Source organism: Polaribacter sp. KT25b (assembly GCF_900105145.1).
Lineage (GTDB): Bacteria > Bacteroidota > Bacteroidia > Flavobacteriales > Flavobacteriaceae > Polaribacter.
Genome location: NZ_LT629752.1, coordinates 924,522 through 947,465, shown reverse-complemented (window position 1 = coordinate 947,465; position 22,944 = coordinate 924,522). Strand labels below are relative to the sequence as shown.

General features: G+C 29.5%; 23 protein-coding genes. 5 read left to right on the top strand and 18 right to left on the bottom strand.

The features are described from left to right. Positions 1–64: 64 nt before the first annotated feature. Complete coding sequence (locus BLT70_RS03935; protein WP_091897378.1) at positions 65–1,186, bottom strand: VWA domain-containing protein; 1,122 nt, start codon at positions 1,184–1,186, stop codon at positions 65–67. A 125-nt stretch (positions 1,187–1,311) separates the two neighbouring features. Here BLT70_RS03935 and BLT70_RS03930 point away from each other — a divergent pair, with 125 nt between their 5' ends. Then, positions 1,312–2,187, top strand: coding sequence for a TIGR01777 family oxidoreductase (locus BLT70_RS03930; RefSeq protein ID WP_091891842.1), 876 nt, complete (start codon positions 1,312–1,314; stop codon positions 2,185–2,187). Positions 2,188–2,191: 4 nt separating this feature from the next. Here BLT70_RS03930 and BLT70_RS03925 read toward each other — a convergent pair whose 3' ends face one another. The 7 genes from BLT70_RS03925 to rsfS are packed head-to-tail and all read right to left on the bottom strand — an operon-like array spanning position 2,192 to position 7,521. Then, on the bottom strand, positions 2,192–2,827 hold the full coding sequence (locus BLT70_RS03925; RefSeq protein ID WP_091891839.1) for a YceI family protein: 636 nt from the start codon (positions 2,825–2,827) through the stop codon (positions 2,192–2,194). A gap of 31 nt (positions 2,828–2,858) precedes the next feature. Next, positions 2,859–3,131: an acyl-CoA-binding protein gene (locus BLT70_RS03920; protein WP_172824382.1), complete on the bottom strand. Its 273-nt coding sequence runs from the start codon at positions 3,129–3,131 to the stop codon at positions 2,859–2,861. Beyond that, positions 3,106–3,762, bottom strand: a complete 657-nt coding sequence (locus tag BLT70_RS03915) for a phosphatidylserine decarboxylase family protein (protein ID WP_091891836.1) — start codon at positions 3,760–3,762, stop codon at positions 3,106–3,108. Before BLT70_RS03915 ends, BLT70_RS03920 begins: the two co-directional genes overlap by 26 nt. A gap of 2 nt (positions 3,763–3,764) precedes the next feature. After that, the gene (locus BLT70_RS03910) at positions 3,765–4,559 is read right to left on the bottom strand and encodes a phosphatidate cytidylyltransferase (RefSeq protein WP_091891833.1); all 795 of its coding nucleotides are present in this window, start codon (positions 4,557–4,559) and stop codon (positions 3,765–3,767) included. A gap of 1 nt (position 4,560) precedes the next feature. Continuing rightward, positions 4,561–5,145, bottom strand: coding sequence for a hypothetical protein (locus BLT70_RS03905; RefSeq protein ID WP_091891831.1), 585 nt, complete (start codon positions 5,143–5,145; stop codon positions 4,561–4,563). 6 nt (positions 5,146–5,151) lie between these two features. Continuing rightward, positions 5,152–7,131, bottom strand: coding sequence for an ATP-dependent zinc metalloprotease FtsH (gene ftsH / locus BLT70_RS03900; RefSeq protein ID WP_091891828.1), 1,980 nt, complete (start codon positions 7,129–7,131; stop codon positions 5,152–5,154). Between the two features lie 21 nt (positions 7,132–7,152). Beyond that, a complete protein-coding gene (gene rsfS / locus BLT70_RS03895; protein WP_091891825.1) occupies positions 7,153–7,521 on the bottom strand; it encodes a ribosome silencing factor in 369 nt (122 codons plus the stop codon). A gap of 86 nt (positions 7,522–7,607) precedes the next feature. Here rsfS and BLT70_RS03890 point away from each other — a divergent pair, with 86 nt between their 5' ends. After that, complete coding sequence (locus BLT70_RS03890) at positions 7,608–8,345, top strand: biotin--[acetyl-CoA-carboxylase] ligase (RefSeq protein ID WP_091891822.1); 738 nt, start codon at positions 7,608–7,610, stop codon at positions 8,343–8,345. On the opposite strand, the gene BLT70_RS03885 is transcribed toward BLT70_RS03890, so the two are convergent. Both BLT70_RS03885 and pyrE read right to left on the bottom strand, forming a co-directional pair. Beyond that, positions 8,342–8,731, bottom strand: a complete 390-nt coding sequence (locus tag BLT70_RS03885) for an orotate phosphoribosyltransferase (RefSeq protein ID WP_091891819.1) — start codon at positions 8,729–8,731, stop codon at positions 8,342–8,344. The two genes, BLT70_RS03890 and BLT70_RS03885, sit on opposite strands and share 4 nt — an antisense overlap. Continuing rightward, on the bottom strand, positions 8,721–9,386 hold the full coding sequence (gene pyrE, locus BLT70_RS03880; RefSeq protein WP_091891816.1) for an orotate phosphoribosyltransferase: 666 nt from the start codon (positions 9,384–9,386) through the stop codon (positions 8,721–8,723). The genes BLT70_RS03885 and pyrE overlap by 11 nt, the downstream gene beginning before the upstream one ends. Before the next feature lie 7 nt (positions 9,387–9,393). Here pyrE and BLT70_RS03875 point away from each other — a divergent pair, with 7 nt between their 5' ends. After that, positions 9,394–9,990, top strand: coding sequence for an NUDIX hydrolase (locus BLT70_RS03875; protein ID WP_172824381.1), 597 nt, complete (start codon positions 9,394–9,396; stop codon positions 9,988–9,990). 176 nt (positions 9,991–10,166) lie between these two features. Further along, positions 10,167–12,059 carry a SulP family inorganic anion transporter gene (locus tag BLT70_RS03870; RefSeq protein ID WP_091891813.1) on the top strand — a complete coding sequence of 631 codons (1,893 nt, stop codon included), beginning with the start codon at positions 10,167–10,169 and terminating at the stop codon, positions 12,057–12,059. A gap of 602 nt (positions 12,060–12,661) precedes the next feature. Here the strand turns inward: BLT70_RS03870 and BLT70_RS03865 are convergent. The 4 genes from BLT70_RS03865 to BLT70_RS03850 form a co-directional block, all read right to left on the bottom strand. Further along, positions 12,662–12,856, bottom strand: coding sequence for a hypothetical protein (locus tag BLT70_RS03865; protein ID WP_091891810.1), 195 nt, complete (start codon positions 12,854–12,856; stop codon positions 12,662–12,664). Positions 12,857–12,899: 43 nt separating this feature from the next. Beyond that, positions 12,900–16,040, bottom strand: coding sequence for a DUF3427 domain-containing protein (locus BLT70_RS03860; protein WP_091891807.1), 3,141 nt, complete (start codon positions 16,038–16,040; stop codon positions 12,900–12,902). Further along, positions 16,037–16,426: a (deoxy)nucleoside triphosphate pyrophosphohydrolase gene (locus BLT70_RS03855; protein ID WP_172824380.1), complete on the bottom strand. Its 390-nt coding sequence runs from the start codon at positions 16,424–16,426 to the stop codon at positions 16,037–16,039. The genes BLT70_RS03860 and BLT70_RS03855 overlap by 4 nt, the downstream gene beginning before the upstream one ends. A 484-nt stretch (positions 16,427–16,910) precedes the next feature. Next, positions 16,911–17,465, bottom strand: a complete 555-nt coding sequence (locus BLT70_RS03850) for a transposase (protein ID WP_091891804.1) — start codon at positions 17,463–17,465, stop codon at positions 16,911–16,913. 413 nt (positions 17,466–17,878) lie between these two features. On the opposite strand from BLT70_RS03850, the gene BLT70_RS03845 reads away from it, so the two are divergent. Then, positions 17,879–18,277, top strand: a complete 399-nt coding sequence (locus BLT70_RS03845; protein ID WP_091891801.1) for a DNA-binding protein — start codon at positions 17,879–17,881, stop codon at positions 18,275–18,277. Between the two features lie 61 nt (positions 18,278–18,338). Here BLT70_RS03845 and BLT70_RS03840 read toward each other — a convergent pair whose 3' ends face one another. The 4 genes from BLT70_RS03840 to BLT70_RS03825 all read right to left on the bottom strand — a co-directional run bounded on the left by BLT70_RS03840 (position 18,339) and on the right by BLT70_RS03825 (position 22,914). Further along, positions 18,339–20,552, bottom strand: a complete 2,214-nt coding sequence (locus BLT70_RS03840) for a xanthine dehydrogenase family protein molybdopterin-binding subunit (protein ID WP_091891798.1) — start codon at positions 20,550–20,552, stop codon at positions 18,339–18,341. Next, positions 20,549–21,013 (bottom strand): (2Fe-2S)-binding protein, encoded by a 465-nt coding sequence (locus BLT70_RS03835; protein WP_091891795.1) that lies wholly within the window; start codon positions 21,011–21,013, stop codon positions 20,549–20,551. The genes BLT70_RS03840 and BLT70_RS03835 overlap by 4 nt, the downstream gene beginning before the upstream one ends. Positions 21,014–21,337: 324 nt before the next feature. Next, the gene (locus BLT70_RS03830; protein ID WP_091891793.1) at positions 21,338–22,444 is read right to left on the bottom strand and encodes a lactonase family protein; all 1,107 of its coding nucleotides are present in this window, start codon (positions 22,442–22,444) and stop codon (positions 21,338–21,340) included. Positions 22,445–22,446: 2 nt separating this feature from the next. Next, on the bottom strand, positions 22,447–22,914 hold the full coding sequence (locus tag BLT70_RS03825; RefSeq protein ID WP_231962812.1) for a pyridoxamine 5'-phosphate oxidase family protein: 468 nt from the start codon (positions 22,912–22,914) through the stop codon (positions 22,447–22,449). Positions 22,915–22,944 lie beyond the last annotated feature (30 nt).

Sequence of the window (22,944 nt, the reverse complement as noted above, 5' to 3'; positions counted from 1 at the left end):
TTTACTTTTTACCATAAACCTCTTCAATTCTTCCCTTTGGGAAGATGCCTGAAGGGCAGATGGGCTACCTAATTCTTTTTTTTCTATTTGTTTCGTAATCTTCAAAAATCATTTCTCCCAAACCTTTTAAGCCTGTATAAAATGCTTTTCCTTGATTTGCTTTTGTAAACGCTCTTACAAATTGCATTAAATAAGGATCTTGTGCAATCATAAAAGTAGTAATAGGAATGTGTAATTTTCTGGCTTGTTGTGCCATTGCATAACACTTGTTTACAATATATTTGTCTAGACCATTACTGTTTTTATAATATTGTCCATCAGGTAAACGCAAACAACTTGGTTTTCCATCCGTAATCATAAAAATTTGTTTGTTGGTATTTCGTTTTCTACGTAATAAATCCATTGCCAACTGTAAACCTGCAACGGTATTTGTGTGATAAGGGCCAACTTGTAAGTACGGTAAATCTTTAATTTTAATAGCCCAAGCATCATTACCAAAAACAATAATATCTAAGGTATCTTTTGGATAACGTGTAGTAATTAGTTCTGCTAAAGCCATGGCCACTTTTTTGGCAGGTGTAATTCTATCTTCTCCATATAAAATCATAGAATGACTGATATCAATCATTAACACCGTACTCATTTGGCTTTTATGTAAGGTTTCTTCAACCACTAAATCACTTTCGGTTAAATTAAAATTATCAATCCCGTTGTTAATTTGAGCGTTTCTAATACTTTCTGTCATAGAAACTTTATCTAAAGCATCACCAAATTGATAATTTCTAAAATCTCCTGTATGTTCATCCCCTATTCCTGGAGATTTACTTTTATGATTTCCTGCGCCACTTCTTTTTATTTTTCCAAAAATATGATTCAACGCTTGCTGACGAATAGCACGTTCTGTTTTTGGAGTGATTTTTGTTCCACCGGTTCCATCTCCTTTTATTTCTTCTTTTATATACCCTTTCTTTTTTAAATCTTCTATAAAATCATCAATTGTATAATTTTCATCTGTCAATTTATATTCTTTATCTAAAGAGCGCAACCAATCGATAGCCTCATCAAAATCGCCAGAAGTATGTGTAATTAATTCCTTAAAGATTTCGAATAATTTCTCGAAAGGCGATTGATTTTCTGCCTCATAAGTTTTAAAAACAAAACCTTTTCTCTTACTATTATTTTTCATCGAGGATAAAAATACAGCTTTAAATGCATCAAAAATAAAGATTAACATTGCTTTAATATATCTTAACATAGATTTGTTTTATTAAATCTACAAAACATTAAACAAAAAATAATTATCTTTACAATATGGCAAAAGTAATTATTACAGGTGGCACAGGTTTAGTCGGCAAAAGATTATCAAAATTACTGATTGATAAAAATCATCAAGTTGTAATTTTAAGTAGAAGTCCTAAAAACAAAAATGAGTTTAAATGGGATATTTCTACAAATTATATTGATGAAAAAGCACTTTTAAATGCAGATTATATCATTCATTTAGCTGGTGCAGGAATTGCTGATAAACGTTGGACTACAGAAAGAAAACAAATAATTATTGATAGTAGAGTAAACTCTGCCAATTTACTTTTTGATAAAATAAACGAACTTAGCATAGCTTTAAAAGGATTTATTTCTGCTTCTGGAGTTGGTTATTACGGTGCCATAACTTCGAATAAAATTTACACTGAAACAGACAAACCTGGAAATGATTTTTTAAGTGAAGTTTGCCAAAAATGGGAAAATGCTGCGCATCACTTTTTAGCAAAAGACATTCCTGTAACTATTTTTAGAACAGGAATTGTATTATCTGATAAAGGCGGAGCTTTAGATAAAATGAAAACTCCAATTATATCACCTTTAGGTTCTGGTAAACAATTTTTACCTTGGATTCATATTGATGATTTATGCGAAATGTATATAAAGGCTGTTGAAGACAATTTAACCGGAATATATAATGCTGTTGCGCCAGAACATCAAACAAATACATCTTTTTCTAAAATATTAGCAAAAAGTATTAAAAGACCTTTTTTACCAATTGCTGTTCCTGATTTTTTATTAAAACTTATATTTGGTAAAATGGCTATTATTTTATTAGAAGGAAGTAAAGTTTCGGCAAAAAAAATCGAAAAGAATGGCTATTCTTTTCGATTTAAAACACTTAAAAAAGCATTAAATAATTTATAATTCTTTAAAAAGTTGTTGTAATATCTAAAGCTACATCATTCCAAGTTTTAGAAACTCCATCTGCACCTTTGTGTAAATCAAAACAAGCTTTATTTAAAGCCTCTAAAGCTTTAGAAGCATTCCAATTGTTAATATGCATTGTAGCTTTCATATTAAAAGTTTTATCAACAATGGTATATGTAAAAGGTACATTTTTACTAACTCCGTTCATTTTAATTTCTGCAGTTCCGTTTGCATCATCAGTAATCATTAACTTACCAGAAAGTAATTGTGTATCTTCCATCATACCAAAAAAGAACTTTTTAACTTTAAAGTCTCTACTTGTATCTTTTGTAAAAAGACTACTAACAGGAATTGAAAATTCTGTATTATTAATTGCTTCTTTTACGCTATTACCTTCGCCTCCAGCAATTATATTAATCTCTTTAAATTGACCACCAACAGCTACTTTTTCTGAAGTTTTATAAGCTGTAAAGTTAATTTCATTTTTAGCATTTGTTACAGAAAAAGTAGATTCACTTTTAGTAGTACTTTCTATTTCTTCTGTTTTACTTTCTTCTTTTTTAGTATCAGATTTACATGCAGTAAAATTAAATGCAGTTGCGATCACTAAAAACGAAATAATAAATATTTTTTTCATAATTGTAATTAATTAAATTAGTATTTTTTTATTAAAATTCTTTGGCTAGTTCAATGTACTCTCTTTTTGCCTCTTCTGTAGTCATACCATTTAACTGCATCCAAGCATTAAATTTAAAACCAGTTCTAAGATCAGAACCATTATTAAAAGAAAATTTATTACCAAAATTAGCTTGCTTATAATAAGCATAAAATTTTAGCATAATATCTGGTGCTACAGCTTCTTTTAACTTAGAAATCTTGTCAAAAGCAGCTTTATACTCAGTATCTAAATCTATATTATTTTTCTGCGATAACTTGGACACCACCTTTTACTTTATCTCCTAATTTTACATTCACTTTAGTTCCTATTGGTAAATATACATCAACCCTAGAACCAAATTTTATAAAACCTGCATCTGTTCCTTGTACAACTTTATCTCCTACTTTAGCATAATTTACAATCCTTTTTGCTAAAGCTCCAGCAATTTGTCTGTATAAAACATTACCAAAAGTTTTATTTTCTACAACTACTGTTGTTCTTTCATTTTCTGTTGATGCTTTTGGATGCCAAGCAACCAAATATTTTCCTGGATGATATTTACTGTATTTTATAATTCCGCTCATAGCATATCTTGTAACATGCACATTAATTGGAGACATAAAAATTGAAATTTGTAATCTTTTATCTTTGAAAAACTCTGGTTCTTCTACCTCTTCTATAACCACAACTTTACCATCTACAGGTGCAATTATTTGATTTTCGTCTAATTTTGTATGCCTTGCCGGATTTCTAAAAAACTGTAAAACGATAACTACAAAACCTAACATTATTACTTGTATAGTTTTTAATAACCAAGTAATATCAATAAAATAATCTGCGAGTAAGATTACAGAAATTGCAATAATAAAAGTTATCGAAATAATTTTATACCCTTCTTTATGAAAACGAATCATTCTTAAATTATAAAGTTAATATACAAATATACAAATGGTGCAGCAAACAACAAACTATCTAGCCTATCTAAAATACCTCCATGACCAGGCATTATATTACCACTATCTTTTATTTTAGCTTGTCTTTTAAATTTAGATTCCACTAAATCACCAATTGTACCAACTACAGAAACAATAACTCCAATAACTAGCCAATTTATCATAGAAAATTCTAGATTAAACTTACTAATAAATAATGCAGCTATCAACGAAAAAGTTAAACCACCCAAAAAACCTTCAATAGTTTTTTTTGGTGATACTGATGGAAATAACTTATTTGCTCCAAAATTTTTTCCAATAAAAAAAGCAAACGAATCGTTTATCCAGATAATTGATAAAATACTGATCATTAAATACGGATGAAAGGTATTTTTATGAAACGGAAGTAACACTAAAAAACATATTGAAAATATTATGTATCTAATGGTAACTCCTAATTTTGCCCTATCATTAGAAAAGGTAATTTGTTTTTTTGCAAATAATTGATAAATCAGAAATAAAGAAGACAATAAAGTAATTGATAAAACTAAAACAGTAGCATAACTCTCTTGTCTTTGTAGCATTAAAAATAAAACAAATGCATAAAAAATATAAGATGCATAATTTTTTAAGTCAACCATTTTATTAAATTCCCAAATACATAAAAACCCAAAAATAGTAGTTAATACGATATAAGATTCTCTTGAAAAGAGAATTGCAAAAAGAAATAATAAAACATAAATTATTCCAGAAAAACTCCTTTTTAAAAGGTGGCGCATATTATAAATCTTCTAATAGCAACAAATATAAGTTTTTTGAATTACTGTTACCATAGTTTAGAAAATTATCATCATTTTTATTAATAACATAATTTTTTATTGGAGATATATTTGTTGGTATCTGCTCTTTATTGTTTGTTTTTATACCAGTTAAACCTTGACCAGTATCTTTAACCAATTGACTTGTAGTTGCATAAACAATAAAGTTATCAGAAAAATCACCTAACTTGGTGCTTTTTAATTGATTTGATGAAAATAAAATATCTCCACTATCTGCAATTAAATGCTCGCAAGGGGTAAGTATTGGTGTATTATCGTTAAATTTATTTAATATTTTTACTTCATTTTTATTAAATAAAGACGCTAATTTATCATTTAACAAGTAAACTTCATCCCAACTATTCTCAGAAAGAACTTTTTTAAAATTATCAATTACCTCTTCTTTATTTAAACAATATAAAAACTTACCTCCTTTTTCTACAAAATTATGAACAAAAGATTCATCAAGAGATAAATTTATCTCTTGTTCTTGTATTTCTTTATCCTCTGTTTCTTGGATATTAAAGAGCTTTTTAAAAAAATTCATTAAAACTTATTCTTCTGAAATTTTATCTACTGTAGGTTTTTCTAATTCTTGTTTGGTAGCATCAACTTCTGCTTCTTCAATTTCATCAAAAAGTCTTTTACCAAATATTTCTTGTAAATCATCTTTAAAAATAACTTCCTTTTCTAATAATAATTCTGCTAATGTTGTTAATTTTTCTTTATTATCCTCTAAAAGTTTAATTGCTCTTTGATATTGATTTTCTATCATTTTAGAAATTTCTTTATCAATTTTTCTACCTGTTTCTTCACTATAAGGTTTTACAAAAGCATCGTTACCAGAAGAATCATAATAAGTAATATTACCAACTTCATCATTTAAACCATATACAGTAATCATTGCTCTAGCTTGTTTAGTAACTTTTTCTAAATCACTTAAAGCACCTGTAGAGATTTTATCAAACATTACTTTTTCTGCAGCTCTACCCCCCATTGTAGCACACATTTCGTCTAGCATTTGTTCGGTTTGAACAATCATTCTTTCTGCAGGCAAATACCAAGCAGCCCCTAAAGATTGCCCTCTTGGTACAATTGTAACTTTTACTAAAGGTGCAGCATGTTCTAACATCCAACTTACCGTTGCATGACCAGCTTCGTGAAACGCTATTACTTGCTTTTCTTTTGGTGTAATTACTTTATTTTTCTTTTCTAAACCACCAACAATTCTATCAACTGCATCTAAAAAATCTTGATGATGAATCGCTTTTTTACCATTTCTTGCTGCAATTAATGCTGCTTCATTACACATATTTGCAATATCTGCACCCGAAAAACCTGGTGTTTGTTGTGCTAAAAAACCTATTTTAACATCTTCTGCTAACTTTAATGGTTTTATATGAACTTCAAAAATTTCTTTTCTTTCGTTAATATTTGGTAAATCAACATAAATTTGTCTGTCAAAACGACCAGCACGCATTAAAGCGCTATCTAAAACATCTGCTCTATTAGTTGCGGCTAATACAATAACATTTGTATCAGTACCAAAACCATCCATTTCTGTTAATAACTGATTTAAGGTATTTTCACGTTCGTCATTACCACCAGTCATGCTATTTTTTCCACGAGCTCTACCAATTGCATCAATCTCATCAATAAAAATTATTGAAGGTGATTTTTGTTGCGCTTGTTTAAATAAATCTCTTACTCTAGATGCACCAACACCAACAAACATTTCAACAAAATCTGAACCAGATAAAGAGAAAAAAGGAACATCTGCTTCACCAGCAACCGCTTTTGCTAATAATGTTTTACCTGTTCCTGGAGGTCCTACTAATAAAGCTCCTTTTGGTATTTTACCTCCTAATGAAGTATATTTATCTGGATTTTTTAAGAAATCTACAATTTCTTGTACTTCTTCTTTTGCTCCTTCTAAACCTGCAACATTTTCGAAAGTAGTTTTTACTTTAGTGTCTTTATCAAATAATTTAGCTTTCGATTTACCAATGCTAAAAATTTGACCTCCACCGCCTGCGCCACCACCGGCCCCAGACATTCTTCTCATAAAAAATAACCAAACAGCAATTAAAATAATAAACGGTAAAAATCCAAGAATAGCATCAAAAATGCTCGTACTTTCTTTATTATCTACATCTACAATTAAATTATTTTCTTTTTTTATACTAGCTACATTTTCTTCAAAAGTTCTTAAATCTCCAAAATTATACTCATAAACAGGAGAACCAGGTCTATAAAAAGTTGTGGTAGTTTGTTTAGAATGCTTCTCTTTTTTTAACGCTTCTGTAGTTAAATAAATTTGTGCTATATCTTTGTTAACAACAACAATTTCTTTGATGTCATTATCTTTTAAAATTTCTTCAAATTTATTTTTTGAAATACTTTTTGAAGCTAAATCTCCACTACTAAAAAATTGTACGGCTATAATTATGATAAAAATTGCACCATAAATCCAATACGAATTAAATTTAAATTTAGGTAAATTTGATTTGTTTTCTTTATTTGAATCGCTCATTTGTTATAAAAATCAATAAGATTAAACTGGATTTATTTCTGTAATTTTCGCATCTCCCCAAAGGCTTTCAATATCGTAAAAGTCTCTAACATGTTTTTGAAAAACATGAACCACTACATTTACATAATCCATTAAAATCCATTCAGAATTTCCTTGCCCTTCTATATGCCAAGGCTTGTCTTTTAATGCTTTGCTTACTACTTTTTGTACAGAACCAGAAATTGCGTTTACTTGTGTATTAGAGCTACCAGAACATACTATAAAATAATCACAAACTGTGTTTTCTATTTCTCTTAAATCTAATAATAAAATATTTTCTCCCTTAACATCGTCTATCCCTTTAATAATCAAAGAGATTAAATCGTCTGCGCTTGCTTGCTTTTTTGCCATTAATATTTTTCTAATTTAGTGCAAAGTTATTATTTTTTTGCGAGTATTTTGCGTAATATTGAACTAGTTTACACTTTATTTAACACTTGAAAATAATCAAACTTAATGCCATTGATTCTACCAATTCTTTTTTAAAAGAAATGGGACAAAATTCTACCCTTAAAAATTTCACGGTTGTGGTTACAAATAACCAAGAAAAAGGCCGAGGACAAGTAGAAAATAAATGGATTTCTAAACCTTTTAAAAACCTTACATTCAGTGTGTTTACAAAAGATTTTGATTTAGAAATTAAAGATCAAAAATATTTAAACTTTGCTATTTCATTGGCTATATTTAATACACTTTCTAATTACAAAACACCTAACCTTTCTATAAAATGGCCTAACGACATTTTGTCAGCAAATAAAAAAATATGTGGCATTTTAATAGAAAACAATATTAAAGGTACTAAAATTACGAGTTCTATTATTGGAATTGGATTAAATGTAAATCAAGAAAAATTTGCAGATTCATTAAAAAATGCAACCTCTTTAAAGAATAGTACTAATTCTAAATATGATTATGATTTAGATGATTTATTGCTAGAAATTATTGAAAATTTAAAAAACACGATACACTTACTTTCACTTAAAAAATATCAAGAATTAGAAACGGGTTACTTAAATGTATTGTATAAAAAAAACATCCCTTCTATGTTTAAAGATAGAAACGATGTTTTATTTATGGGTAAGATAATAGGAATTTCTTTATATGGAAATCTTCAAGTTGAACTAGAAGATGAAATCGTTAAAGAATTTGGCCTTAAAGAAATTTCTTTCGCTTAAACTTTTCCTAAATTATCTGTTAATGTATCAATAAAACTGGTTAAAGGTTTTTTAACCATCATTGCCATCATCATATTAAATTCTCCATTAAAATCTAATTGAACTTCTGATGAACTCTCATTAATTTCATCAATAATGGCAACTAATTCAAAACTTAATTTACTACTTGCAGCGCCTAAAGTTATGTTAGAAAACTCTGTACTTTCTTTTAAAATCAATCTTATTTCTGGCATTCCTTTTAATCCAAAAATAAAAGAATCTCCTTCAACTTCAAATTTTTGAATAGATTCTGGCATCAATTGTTCAAAGTTTTTTAATTCTGATAAAAATTCAAAAGTTTCTTTTTGAGATTTTTTAACCACTACTTTAGTACCACTAATATTCATAATTATCTACTTTTTCTTGTTTCCACTGGCTAGGATTTCCCTTCCACTCTTTTAATGTATCTAACTCTTTTAAAGAAATATATTTACTATCTAACGCTTGCTCAAGTAAATTTTCATAATTACTTAAAGTTGTTATACGAATATTATTTTCTTTAAAATTATCTTCGGCTATTTGAAAACCATACGTAAAAATTGCAACCATTCCTTTTACAACTCCACCAGCTTCTTTTATTGCCTTAACAGCATTTAAACTACTATTTCCAGTACTAATTAAATCTTCTATAACAACCACATTTTGACCTCTTTCTAAATAGCCTTCAATTTGGTTTTTTCTTCCGTGGCTTTTAGGTTCTGGTCTAACATATACAAATGGTAATCCTAATTCTTGAGCTACTAAAACACCAATAGCAATTGCACCAGTAGCAACACCTGCAATTACATCTGGTTTACCATATTGTAACTCAACAATTTTAGCTAATTCTTCCTTTAAAAAAATACGAACAGGCGGAAAAGATAAAGTTATTCTATTATCACAATAAATAGGCGATTTCCAACCAGAAGCCCATTGAAATGGATCATTAGGGCTTAACTTTATTGCTTTTATTTGCAATAAATGTTTAGCTGTTTTTTTTGCGTTATCTTTGTTTAAAATCATATTGCAAATGTATAAAGTTTTTATAAATGACAAACCAATTATTATCACTTCTTCTTTAAAAAAAGAAAATATTTTTCCGGTATATAACTTTAAAAATATTCTTTTTGACGAAGTGTTAAACAAGCTTAAGAATGATGACATTAAAGGTATAAAATTAATTTCTTCTGATATAGAAACCGATTGGTTAATTTTCTTAAAAAACATGAAAGTTATTCCTGCCGCAGGCGGATTGGTTTTAAATCAAAAAAAAGAAGTGTTATTTATTTATAGAAATAACTTTTGGGATTTACCGAAAGGAAAAATTGAAAAAGGAGAAAGCATTGAAACTGCCGGAATTAGAGAAGTTGAAGAAGAATGTAGCATTTTTAATTTATCCATCAAAAAAAAGTTAATTACTACGTATCATATTTATTTTTACAAAGGCATAAAACTAAAAGAAACGCATTGGTTTTTAATGACCTCTGACTTTGACAAACCATTAGTGCCGCAAACCGAAGAAGGAATTACAGAGGTTTGCTTTAAAAATGAAAAAGAAATTGATGAAGCATTAAAAAATACTTTTGCAAACATCAAACTTGTTTATGATGCTTATAAAAAAGCCTAATAATCTAGTTTTAAGTTGCAGTAATATATAAATGATATTATTTGTTTAATCTTAAAATTCATCCTAAGAATAAGACAAATTCGTAATTTTAAGCACTAATATGCATAAACTTTTACACTAGAAGCCTATCTAAAAAAAACAAACTATCTTTGCCGACTTTTAAAAGTAACTATATTATGACTGAATTTATTAGAAAAATAATACCAAATGCCAAAGACGATGTATTAGCAGGAATCACGGTTTCTTTAGCAATGATTCCAGAGGTTGTCGCTTTTGCTTTTGTGGCACAAATAAGCCCAATCGTTGCTTTATTTGGTGCTTTTGTAGTCGGAATTATTTCAGCTAGTTTTGGCGGAAGACCCGGATTAATATCTGGTGCAGCAGGCGCTGTAGCTGTTATTTTTGTTCATATGATACAAGAAGGACACGCAAAAGGTTTGCTTTTTGACAATCCTGTTGAAAACATGGGTTACTTTTATCTCTTAGCCGCCGTTGTATTAATGGGAATTATTCAAGTTTTTGCAGGTGTTTTTAAACTAGGTCGTTTTGTGCGTTTAATTCCACATCCTGTAATGATGGGATTTGTAAACGGTTTGGCAATTGTGATTTTTATGGCGCAATTGGGAATGTTTAAAGAGAATAAAAAAGATTTCTTCGGACAAAATATGCGTAAAACCGAATCGAAAGAATTGGTATATAATGTATCTAACAATCAAGTAAAAGATTTAAAATCGAATACCTTACTATTTACGATTGATGGAAAATCCGTAAAAAACAGTAATACAAACGAAGAAGTATTTCTTGTGTCTGATGGTCAAGTTTTTGATGCAAAAACGAAGAAAGTAGTTTTTAACGCTTCTGATGAAGGATTTTATACTGTAAAAGATAGTGGTGTTGTAAAAACAACCATGCAAGGTAACACTTTGTATGTAATGATTGGTTTAGTATTATTAACCATGTTTATTGTTTGGGGCTTACCTAAATTAACTACAAAAATTCCGGCGGCATTAACAGCCATTTTAATTGTTACACTAATTTCAATTTTTAGCGGATTAGGGTCTATTAATGTAGGCGATTTTATTAGAGATGGTGGTGGCGCAGGTTTAAACGGAATTGCAGAACTTTCTAAGAATTTAAACGTTGTAGAATTGTGGAGCAACCTTCCTTTTAATCTTGATACCTTAAAATTTATTGCTCCGTATGCTTTTTTAGCGGCATCCGTAGGTTTAATAGAAACTTTAATGACCATGAATTTAGTGGATGAATTAACAGAATCTAGAGGAAACGGAAATAAAGAATGTATTGCACAAGGAGCAGGAAACATTGTTAGTGGCGCCTTTGGTGGAACTGGTGGTTGTGGTATGATTGGGCAAACTGTTATTAATATTAATGCTGGCGGACGTGGACGTTTATCTGGAATTATGATGGCGTTAACGCTTTTAACTTTTATTTTATTTGCTGATAAATATATAGAACAAGTACCTATTGCAGCACTTGTTGGTGTAATGTTTATGATGGTAATTGAAACATTTGCCTGGTCTAGTTTTAGAATTTTAAAGAAAATTCCAAGATCGGATGCTTTTGTATTAATCATCGTTTCTGCTGTAACTGTATTTTTTGATTTAGCAATTGCCGTTTTTGTGGGTGTTATTGTTTCTGCCTTAGTTTTTGCTTGGGAAAGTGCTAAAAAGATTAGAGCTAGAAAGCGTTTTAGAGAAGATGGCACGAAAGTATATGAAATTTGGGGACCATTATTCTTTGGAAGTATTGCTACTTTTAACGAAAAATTTGATATAAAAAATGATCCTGAAAAAGTAGAAATAGATTTTGTAGAAGCTCGTGTTTCCGATCATTCTGCTATTGAAGCTATTTATGCCTTGGTAGAAAAATACCAAGCTGCAGGCAAAACAATTACGTTAAAACATTTAAGTGAAGATTGTAAATTGCTACTCTATAAATCTAGTCCTGTTTTTACAGATATTATTATTGATGATATAGATGATCCTCGTTATCATTTAGCGGCAAACCCAGAGAAGTTTCCAAAACCTTTGAAAGAGTATAAGTTTTAAAATACTTACTACATATAGTATATAAAAATCCAAGACAACATCTTGGATTTTTTTTGTTTAGTATTTATAGACTTAATTTAAAGATAATACTTATTTGTATGTTAACTGACGTAGATTAACAGTCTATTTTTTCTTAAAATTACTAGCATTACGATACAAATTAGAAGAAGGCAAATTGTTAAATATAAATAGCGCGGATTTGTAATCCGTGCCCACAACTGTAAGAATTAAACAACTTAAAAAACTTTTAAAACAATAACATCTAAGTCTGCATAATTACGAGCAAAATTAAACATGATAGCGCGGATTTGTAATCCGTGCCCACAACTGTAAGAATTAAACAACTTAAAAAACATTTAAAACAATAACATTTAAGTCTGCATAATTACGAGCAGAACTAAACCTGATAGCGCGGATTTGCAATCCGTGCCCAAACTGTAAGAATTAAACAGCTTAAAAAACATTTAAAACAATAACATCTAAGTCTGCATAATTACGAGCAGAATTAAACATACAATCTTTTGGTTAACGGTTTTATATAGATATTTAGTATTCTCGGATTGCAAATCCGCGACATCGGGGTATAAGTTTTAAGGGAATAATTATAAGAAATGTATTTTTTTAATCGATTCTTTACCTGAATATAAAGAAGCGAATTCCTTATCCTCTAAAAAATCCTCATACAATGATGCAATAAGGTATTTTCTTATTGCATCATTAATATTTATGCCTTTTTCATTACCTAAGTGTATACCATTCTTATAAATGGCATATAAAGTATTTGTTTCTTCTTTCATTTTGAAAAATGATTTTATTTTACACTTTTATTAGCACAAATAATTAACCAATTGATAATTTGGCTGCATCCTTCCATAAATAATGAGGCATCGGTTCTTGAAGCTCCCAATTAATACTCATTGGTTTAGAACCTCTATGATCTTTTAAATTTCCTTCTCCAATAAAAATAAACCCTAAACTTTTACCAAACTCATTTATAGCTTTTTCTCTAACAAAAAGTAATATTCTTTTTTTTGTTTTTTTATGGTTTATGTAAGATAAACCCTTGCCTAAATCTGGTCTTGCTGGATTTTGAGTTTGCCAATGAAATAAAGACTCAGTTACAGCATAATCATTATACATGGTTGTTGGTGAAAAATTTTCTTCTGTTTTAATAAGATTGATAAACAACACTTCTGTATTCAAATCTTTGTTTTCAGCAGTTCCTTCTCTGTTAGATGATTTTTTTTCGAAACTACTAAACTTAAAAGCAACTAAAATTTGGTCTCTAGTGTAGCGACTATGTAATTTCAATGGTTGTTGATAAGGAAGTTCAATAGGTAGTTCTTTAAAGTCTATGTTTTCAATTAACACCTCAAGAACTTCTGTTATTTCTTCAACTAAAATTGTATTCAAACCAATTGCCTTTATGCTTTCTTCTAATGAATCAAATCCTCCTTCTTTTTGCCAAACATCATAATGCAACATTAAGAGCATTGTTTTTTCATTCGAATTAAATTCAGAAATATTTATAGCGAAATTTTGTTTTGCAATTTTTAAAATAAAAGTAAAATAGCTCAACGAATTTGTAGAAAGCCACTTATTTGAGATTGCTGAAATAATTGGTTTTTCATTTTTAGAATCAAAATCATTTATTTTACCTGCAAGTTGACATAGTCTTTTCCAACTATTTCTTTTGTAAATTGATTGCAATGGTATATTGTAAAAGGCACTAAAATTTCCAATGGTTAGTGATAAATCAGTATCATGTTGAAATTGCTGAATTCTTTGAATTAATTTATTTTTATTTAATGATGTTGCAGCAGAAATATTTTTAAGAATCGTTTCTTTAGTCTTTTTCTCTAAAACTATTGAGCACCCTAATGGTAAGTGAGGAAAATTATCCTCAACTTCTTTAACAACAGTAGTATTTGTTTTACCTATTAATGCTCTAAACTTACTTTCAAAATTATACTCTGGTCTAGAATTTCCAACAAAATCTAAAACGGTTAAGCAATCTTTTTCTTCAAATAACCTTAAACCTCTTCCTAATTGTTGCAAAAATATAGTTAGGCTTTCTGTTGGTCTTAAAAATAGTAAAGTATCTATTTCAGGAATATCAATCCCTTCATTAAAAATATCAACGACAAACAAATAATTAATTTCCTTCTTCTCTAGCTTTTTACGAATATGAACTCTGTCTTTACTATTGTTACTTGTTAAAAAATCCGCTTTTAATCCTGCTAAAGTAAATTTTTCTGACATGTATTTGGCATGTTCCATTGAAACACAATATCCTAATGCTCTAACATCATTTACATCTTTTGTATACTTATCTAATGCATCAATAATTTCGCGAACTCTTCTGTCATTTACAGTGTAAACATCTGTTAATTCACTTGCTACATACCTTCCTTTAACCCATTTAACATTTGATAAATCGATACTATCTGTAATTCCAAAATATTGAAAAGGGCAAAGCAATTTTTTATTCATTGCTTCAGGTAATCTAATTTCTGCTGCAATTTTGTTGTCAAAATCTTCTAAAATATCTCCACCATCCATTCTTTCCGGAGTTGCTGTAAGGCCAAGAAGTATTTTAGGTTTGAAATAATTAATTATTGACCTATAACTTTTTGCTTTTTGATGATGACATTCATCAATAATTATATAATCATAGTAATCTGCAGATATGTTTACATTTTCAATTTGATTATTGACTGTTTGAACAGATGCAAATACACATTCGAAATTATCAGGAACTTGTCCATCTACCCATAATTCACCAATATTATTATTTTTTAAAACACCTTGAAAAGTTGAATGTGATTTTTGTAATATCTCTTTTCGATGTGCTAAGAATAATAGTTTTGAAGATTCATTATTTTGTTTGAATCTCTTATAATCAAAAGCAGAAATTACCGTTTTCCCAGTTCCAGTTGCTGCAACAACAAGATTTCTAAATCTTTTGTGTACTGTTCTTTCTACTTCTAATTTTTCTAAAACTTCCTTTTGATAAGGAAATGGTTTGATATCAAAAAAGGCAGTTGTATTCTCATAAGGCTTACTAAACTTACTTTGCTTTAATGCATCTTGAAGTTTCTCTTTATGAATAGAATCGTTAAATAATTCGAAATCATTACTTTGCCAATATGCATCAAATGTTTTCTGAAACTTATCAATTATATGGCTAACTTCTTTAGTTGTCACTTTTAAATTCCATTCTAAACCATCAGTTAAAGCAGACCTTGAAAAATTTGAAGAACCAATATAAGCAGTATGAAAGCCAGTATTTCTGTAAAATAAGTAGGCTTTTGCATGCAATCTTTCGTTTGAAGTATTGTAAGATATTTTAACCTTGGTATTTGGTAGCTTAGCAAGTAATTGAACGGCTTTATAATCTGTTGCACCAATATAAGTTGTCGTGATTACATTTAGTTCTCCTCCTCGTTCTGTAAATTCTCTTAATTCTTTTTCAAGAATTATTATTCCTTTGAACTTTATGAAAGAAACTAATAGATTGATTTTATCAGAAGAAAGTATTTCTTTTTTAAGCTCACTTTCTAGAGATAAACCACCATTTCCACCAGTAAATAATTCGCTTTGTGTTAAAGTTGTATAAGGTGTTATTTCTTTGAGGTGCAAATCTAAATTTGAAAAGTGGGCATCAGTTTTAGAAAAAACAGCTTTTAAAATTTCTCCTTCAACATGAACCAAGTCTTCATCAAAATCTTGTTTTTTTAATTCCTGCTTAAGTAGCTTAATTATTTTATTAGCTATTTTTATTTGTTCCTCTACCTTGTTTTGACCTTTAATTAAATCAAAAGCTTGCTTAACCGTTTTAGATAAATGTTTAGATAGAATACCAGAAGCTTCTTCTTTATCAATTAAATTTTTCTTTAAAAAAAACTTGTCCTTATCTATTTCATTTAGTTTATCATTAATAAGTTGTGTTATTAACTCTTCGTATATTCCTTTATTCATAGCTTCATATATTCTTTTAAAATTGGCACATCTGCTTCTGCCCAATCTAAATTTAGCATTTCTTTTTTATTGGCTAATACAAAATCTGAATGTTCTCTCAATTTCAATTCTCCTTTAATATATTCCGCTATAAAAGGTATTAGTTTTATCTTAAAATTAGGATATTGATGAACTACCGAAGTCAATCTTTCTTTGACTTCTATTTGAATGTTTAACTCTTCTAAGATTTCTCTTTTAATGCAATCAATTTCAGATTCTCCAACTTCTATTTTACCTCCAGCAAATTCCCATTTCAAAGGAAGTTTCATTGTTTCACTTCTCTGAACAGCTAAAGTTTTATCCTTAAAACTGATGATAGCACAAGTTACATTTATAATTTTATTCATAGCTAAGTAAAGTACTAAAAATAGTATAAACGAATTTACAAATTATTAAGGATACTGCATAAAATCCTTTTCAATAAAAAACATTTAGCAGAAGCAATAAAAACTCCCCGATAGCGCGGATTTGTAATCCGTGCCCACAACTGTAAGAATTAAACAACTTAAAAAACATTTAAAACAATAACATCTAGATCTGCATAATTACGAGCGGAGCTAAACACATCATCTTTCGAGGAAATATTTGATATAGACATGTAATATTCACGGATTGCAAATCCGCGACATCAAGTTAAAAAACATTTAAAAACCGATAGCGCGGATTTGTAATCCGTGCCCACAACTGTAAGAATTAAACAACTTAAAAAACTTTTAAAAAAATAACATCTAAGTCTGCATAATTACGAGAGGAGCTAAACACATCATCTTTCGAGGAAATATTTGATATAGACATGTAGTATTCACGGATTGCAAATTCGCGACATCAAGATTAAAAAACATTTAAAACAACAACGTCTAATTCACTATCTAAATCTGCATAATTACGAGCAGAACTAAACATATAATCTTCTGGATTTGCTACAATTTTATCAATTACAGGGTTGTTATGGATATAATTTAATTTTTGTTTTATAAAAGTATTAGAATTACATATTTCTGCATGATAGCCATCTTGCCATACTTTATAGGTTTGTTTTCTATTTAAATGTTTACAAGCATTCTTAAAAAAATCTAATAACCATTCACGTCTACTTTCAGGATAATTTATAATAGTATCTATTATTTTTTTTGATGTAAATTTTTTAAAATCTCGCATAATATTAGATAATAAATATCCTTCATTTGCCTTACATAACATGTGTACATGGCTTGGCATAATGCAATATGCATAAATTTCTAAACCTTTTTCTTTTTGGCAATAATTTAAAGCATTAATAATTATGTAGCGTTGCTTTAACCTCGTAAAAACATCTACCCAACCTACAATTGTAATAGTTACAAAATAGCCTGTATCTGTCATGGTTGCTTTATATTTAGTTGACATTGTTTTTTTATTACAATTTAAGTTTTATTTTTTAACTAGCTACTTGATATAGAGATTTAGTATTCACGGATTACAAATCCGCGCTATCAAGTTGCAAATCCGCGACAACATCAGGTATTCACGGATTGCAAATCAGCGATATCAAGGTTAGACTCTAAGTACAAACTACACCCTCATCAACTTTATCAAACATACCTATCTATTTTATCAAAGTATAGATACTTTTACAACACGCACACGTATTAACTTTGTAATTATACTAGTATAATTGCACAGATATACTAATATATTTTTAAGAATATACTAGTATAATTTTTTAAAAAATGTAGTATTTTTACAAAAGAGGTACAAAGAAGCTGTACGATTAGATTTGGCAGCAAAAAATAAAGGTACAAAATAAAATCTAGAAAAGAATGGCAATACGTTACAGAATCACCAAAAGAAGCAATAGCATACAAAACAAAAAAGAACAATACATTATGCAAGCCGTTACTACAGGCACTGTAGATTTAGAAACCATTAGCAATGTAATTAGCAATGAATGTAGTTTACATAGTGTAGATGTGCAAGCTGTATTAATTGCGCTTGGTAAAAAGTTAGATTTTTATTTACAAGAAGGTAATATTGTAGACTTGGGTGCTGTAGGCAAGTTTAAAATGGGGTTTCAATGCACGGCAGAAGAAGACCCAAAACTCTTATCCCCAAAACGAAATATTAAAAAGTACCATGTAAATTACCAACCTTCGGTAAAATTAAAACGCGTATTAAAAAAAGGAATAACTACTTATAAAGAAGGTAGTAGGAGTATCTAGTTTTTATCATAACGTGTTGTTACCAACACACTCCTACTTTCTTTATTTGTTATATGTAGTTTTAAACCATCCCAAAATCCGACAAAGGTAAGCTTCTAACTCTTTTACCAGTCGCATTAAAAATAGCATTACAAATAGCAGGCGCCATTACAGGAACGCCAGGTTCACCAACACCTGTAGGATGTTTATCCATAGCATCTATAATATCTACATGAATCTTTGGTGCATCTTTCATTCTTGTCATTTGGTAATCAAAGAAATTTTGTTGCTCAACGGCTCCTTCTTTTACAGAAATTTTTCCGTACAAAGCTAAAGACATTCCAAAAATAGCAGCACCTTCTAATTGATTTTTAATATTGTCTTTGTTTAATGCCAAACCACAATCTATGGTTGTCCAAACATTTTCTACTTTTACTTTTTCATTTACAACAGAAACCTCTACAATGGTGGCTACATAACTGTAAAAACTATAATGAATCGCCACTCCTAGTCCATGATTCTCAGGAAGTTCTTTGCCCCAATTAGAAATTTTAGCGGTATTTTTTAAAACGGCTTTCATTCGTTTAGAATCATACGGAAACTCAGATCTACCTTCAATAACTCTATCTTCTCCAATTAAATCTAAATGAAATTTAATTGGATCTTTTTTAGCAACAAATGCTAATTCATCTACAAAAGAATTATTACCAAAACCGCTATGAATATGAACTACAGAACGCATCCAACCAATTCTTAAATTTGCTTCTGCTTTTGCGTTTTCTAAACTAAAGTTAGCTAAATTGTAAGGATTATTTGTAAATCCTTGATTAAGCTCAAAACCCCCAGCATATTCAGACAATGGTTTAAAGGTAGAGCCAATTGAAGGAAATGCAACTCTTTGCAACCAACCAGTTACTTGACCATTTTTATCTAAAGAACCTTTTAAATATTGTGTACTTGTAGCATGATAATAACTATTTTGAATATCATCTTCACGGGTCCAAACTACTTGTACAGGTGCTTTTATTTCTTTGGATAAAGCAACGGCTTCAACCACAAAATCAGATTTTGATTTACGCCCAAAACCACCACCTAAAAAAGTAACATTTATAGTAATACTTTCTAAAGGAACTTCAAAAAAATACGCAAGTTCTGCTCTTGCCGTTTGCGGATCTTGTAAAGGTGCCCAAACTTCTATTTTATTTTTTTGATACCAAGCTGTAGCGTTTGGCACTTCCATTGGCGTATGCGCTAAAAACGGAACATAGTAGGTTGCTTCTATTGTTTTTTCTGCAATTTCAAAAGCATCATCTACATCTCCAGAATTACCAGGAACTGATTTTCCTTTTTCTTTAACTCTTTTGGTAAGTATTTCTTTAAATTTTTCTGAATCAAAAGAATGATTTTTACCATAATTCCATTCAATATCTAAGTTTAATTTTCCTTGAAAAGCAGCCCAAGTATTATTTGCAATTACTGCAACGCCACCTAAGGCGCCATAAAACTTACCAGTTGGAGGTTCCATTCTATCTAACTGAAAAACTTTTTCTACACCTGGCGTTTTCTCTGCATCTGTACTATCAAAACTTTTTACGGTTCCAAAAGTTACAGGACACCTTGCAATTGCAGCAAATTTCATATCAGGAATTCTAACATCATTACCGTAAGTTGCCGTACCATTTGTAAAATCTTTTAAATCTACACTTTTTAAGGTTTTACCTATAAATTTAAAGTCTGCTACTTTTTTTAGTTTAATAGTTTCTTCATCTGGAATGGTAACTTTAACAGCATCATCAACCAAATCACCAAAGAAAATTTTATCGTTATTTTTTGTATTAATTATAAAGTGATTTTTTGCAATACAATCAGTTTCTGCAACCTTCCATTTTTTTGCAGCAGCTGTAACTAACATTGCTTTTGCAACTGCACCCATTTTACGCATTGGTGCTAACAACGTTCTTACACTTCGTGAACCATCTGTATTTTGATTGCCGTATTTGGCATCTCCTGTTGCTTGTTTTACAGTAATATATTTCCAATCGGCTTCTAATTCATCCGCAATTGCGGATGCTAAAGAAGTTCTAATTCCTTGTCCCATTTCAGAACGAGAAGCTATTAAAATAACAGTTCCATCTTTTTGAATTTGCACAAATAAGTTAGGCGCTAAAGTGCCATTTGTATGCGGAATAAAATCTTTTTTACCAGATGAAATATTACATCCTAAAAGAAGCCCTCCTGTTGCTAAGCCAAATAATTTTACAAAATCTCTACGATTTATTTGCTGTATGTTACTCATAATGATTCATTTTTAAGTGCAACAGCTTTATGAATTGCTTTTTTAATTCTAGAATATGTTCCACATCTACAAATATTATTGCTCATGGCAAGATCAATATCTTCATCCGTAGGATTTTCTATTTTATCTAACAAAGAAGTTGCTGCCATTAATTGACCAGATTGACAAAAGCCACATTGTGGCACATTACCATCATTCCAAGCTTCACGTAAATATTCTAGATTTTCTGATGATCCTTCTATCGTAAAAATTTCTTTTCCAACTCCGTAGGAAACTGGCATGCTACAAGATTTTGTAAGAGCTCCATCAATTATAACAGAACAAGATCCACATTCACCAGCTCCACAGCCAAATTTTGTACCTGTTAAACCAACAATATCTCTAATTGCCCACAAAAGAGGCATATCATCCTGTACATCAACAGTGTACACTTTTCCATTAATTGTTAAATTTTTACTCACTTATTTAAATTTTAATGCTACAAGTTACGGAATTGAATTTGAATTATAAAAAAGAAAATTCTATTCAATTTAAACTAAAAAACTAAACATTATACTACTATGTTTAAATAGAATTCATTAATATATAATAAAAGACAAAACATCGCTTTTCCTTTAAAACCAAGAACCAGAAATCTTAAAAAAGAACTTTTGTGTCTTTGCGGTAAAATGTCCACAGAAAAATTAACAAATTCAATGTAAGCGTACGAGGTGTACTTACAATACAAATATCTTACATTTCTCGAAAAGCCTTGGGGAATTAACACCTTGGCAATCGCTCTTTGATTAAAACAAAATACAAACTGGCATTGGAGCTGCAATTTCACTTACAAAAGTTAATAATCCGGTTTTAGCGTTTCGTTTAAAAGAAATAATATTGTCTGTATCTTGATTAGCTACTACTAAAAATTCTTCATTTGGCGATAATGAAAAGTTACGCGGACTTTTACCTAAAACATCCTGAAACCCAATAGTTTTTAAGGTTCCATCTTTTTGATTTACCTTGTAAATAACAATAGATTCATGCCCACGGTTTGAAGCGTATAAAAATTTACCATCTTTTGTAATATGAATATCTGCAGCTTTACTATATGATTTAAAATCTGCTGGAAGCAAAGAAACTGAAGATGCAATAAAGTAATTTTTGTCTTTTTCTTTTACCAAAGAAACCGTATTATTTAGTTCGTTTAAAACATACATCCATTTATTATTAGGGTGAAAAGTTAAATGTCTTGGCCCTGCTCCTTCTGCCATTTTTAATGTTTTCTGATTTGTTAAAACCAACTCGTTTTTTTCTTTATCAATTGTAGAAAACCATAATTGATTTGTACCTAAATCTACAGAAATTAATTCGTTTTTTGTTGGATAAAACCAAGCAGAATGTGCATGAGGTGCTTTTTGTCTATTTGTAGATCCTTTGCCAAAATGTTGTTGCACATTTAATAAACTAGATAATTTGCCTGATGTATCCGTTTTTAATAAACCTACATTTCCACCACCATAATTTGCAGTTACAATATAATTATCATCATTTAAAGCCACAAAACAAGGTCCAGCGCCACCACTTTCTTCTTTGCTTATTAATAATAAAGAATCATTTTCAATTTTAAAAGATTTAACAAAACCTGATCCGTTTTCATTGGTTTCTCCTACTGCAAAAAGTGTTTTATTGTCTTTTGATTTTGCTAAAAAAGTAGGGTTTATAGTTTCGGCAACCAAAGCTATTTTTTTGAGCTCTCCTTCTGATGAAATTGCGTATTTATAAATCCCTTTAGATGTTGTTTTTGTATAAGTACCTACATAAAAAGAATAATTTTCTTTCTGTATTGCTTTACATCCTGTTATTAATAAGGTCGAAATTAGCATTAAAAAAACTATTGCTATCTTATTCATTTTTAAAATTTAATTATTGGCGTTTCCCAAGAAATCGAGTCACCCAAAATGTTATATTTTTCGCTAATTATTGTTGCTTTGTTGGGTATAAACTTTATCAACATATAATCTGTTGCTTTGTTCTTATAAAAATTTTCCCACTCATTTTTCCAAAATTTTTCTTTTTCTTTTTGAGTATTTACAATATGTGCAACACCTTGCAAGGTTACATAACTTACATTTTTTGCATCAAAATAATATAAAGTAACCAACTTGTTTTGTTTAATTTGGCGCACTTTTAAACTCTTAGAATTTGTACCCAACCAAACAGTAAAATCTTCTTCTGGCAAAAAAGGATCCATAGTTCTTGCATGTGCAACACCCAAAGAATCTACTGTAATTAATGCGCAGTTTTTTGCACTAATCATAATTTCTTTTGCAATTTCTTTTAGGTCTTTTTTGGCTACTTCTGATGTGTTATTGCAACTCACCAAAATAATTAAGAAAACGGAACAAAGAAA

What these genes read in the sequence shown, in the direction of transcription:
- BLT70_RS03830 (WP_091891793.1), bottom strand. Translation starts at nt 22,444, where the DNA reads ATGAATAAGATAGCAATAGTTTTTTTAATGCTAATTTCGACCTTATTA.
- BLT70_RS03870 (WP_091891813.1), top strand. Translation starts at nt 10,167, where the DNA reads ATGACTGAATTTATTAGAAAAATAATACCAAATGCCAAAGACGATGTA.
- BLT70_RS03860 (WP_091891807.1), bottom strand. Translation starts at nt 16,040, where the DNA reads ATGAATAAAGGAATATACGAAGAGTTAATAACACAACTTATTAATGAT.
- BLT70_RS03865 (WP_091891810.1), bottom strand. Translation starts at nt 12,856, where the DNA reads ATGAAAGAAGAAACAAATACTTTATATGCCATTTATAAGAATGGTATA.
- BLT70_RS03875 (WP_172824381.1), top strand. Translation starts at nt 9,394, where the DNA reads ATGTATAAAGTTTTTATAAATGACAAACCAATTATTATCACTTCTTCT.
- BLT70_RS03885 (WP_091891819.1), bottom strand. Translation starts at nt 8,731, where the DNA reads ATGAATATTAGTGGTACTAAAGTAGTGGTTAAAAAATCTCAAAAAGAA.
- BLT70_RS03850 (WP_091891804.1), bottom strand. Translation starts at nt 17,465, where the DNA reads ATGTCAACTAAATATAAAGCAACCATGACAGATACAGGCTATTTTGTA.
- BLT70_RS03855 (WP_172824380.1), bottom strand. Translation starts at nt 16,426, where the DNA reads ATGAATAAAATTATAAATGTAACTTGTGCTATCATCAGTTTTAAGGAT.
- rsfS (WP_091891825.1), bottom strand. Translation starts at nt 7,521, where the DNA reads ATGGCAAAAAAGCAAGCAAGCGCAGACGATTTAATCTCTTTGATTATT.
- BLT70_RS03935 (WP_091897378.1), bottom strand. Translation starts at nt 1,186, where the DNA reads ATGAAAAATAATAGTAAGAGAAAAGGTTTTGTTTTTAAAACTTATGAG.
- ftsH (WP_091891828.1), bottom strand. Translation starts at nt 7,131, where the DNA reads ATGAGCGATTCAAATAAAGAAAACAAATCAAATTTACCTAAATTTAAA.
- BLT70_RS03910 (WP_091891833.1), bottom strand. Translation starts at nt 4,559, where the DNA reads ATGCGCCACCTTTTAAAAAGGAGTTTTTCTGGAATAATTTATGTTTTA.
- pyrE (WP_091891816.1), bottom strand. Translation starts at nt 9,386, where the DNA reads ATGATTTTAAACAAAGATAACGCAAAAAAAACAGCTAAACATTTATTG.
- BLT70_RS03925 (WP_091891839.1), bottom strand. Translation starts at nt 2,827, where the DNA reads ATGAAAAAAATATTTATTATTTCGTTTTTAGTGATCGCAACTGCATTT.
- BLT70_RS03845 (WP_091891801.1), top strand. Translation starts at nt 17,879, where the DNA reads ATGGCAATACGTTACAGAATCACCAAAAGAAGCAATAGCATACAAAAC.
- BLT70_RS03905 (WP_091891831.1), bottom strand. Translation starts at nt 5,145, where the DNA reads ATGAATTTTTTTAAAAAGCTCTTTAATATCCAAGAAACAGAGGATAAA.
- BLT70_RS03915 (WP_091891836.1), bottom strand. Translation starts at nt 3,762, where the DNA reads ATGATTCGTTTTCATAAAGAAGGGTATAAAATTATTTCGATAACTTTT.
- BLT70_RS03930 (WP_091891842.1), top strand. Translation starts at nt 1,312, where the DNA reads ATGGCAAAAGTAATTATTACAGGTGGCACAGGTTTAGTCGGCAAAAGA.
- BLT70_RS03840 (WP_091891798.1), bottom strand. Translation starts at nt 20,552, where the DNA reads ATGAGTAACATACAGCAAATAAATCGTAGAGATTTTGTAAAATTATTT.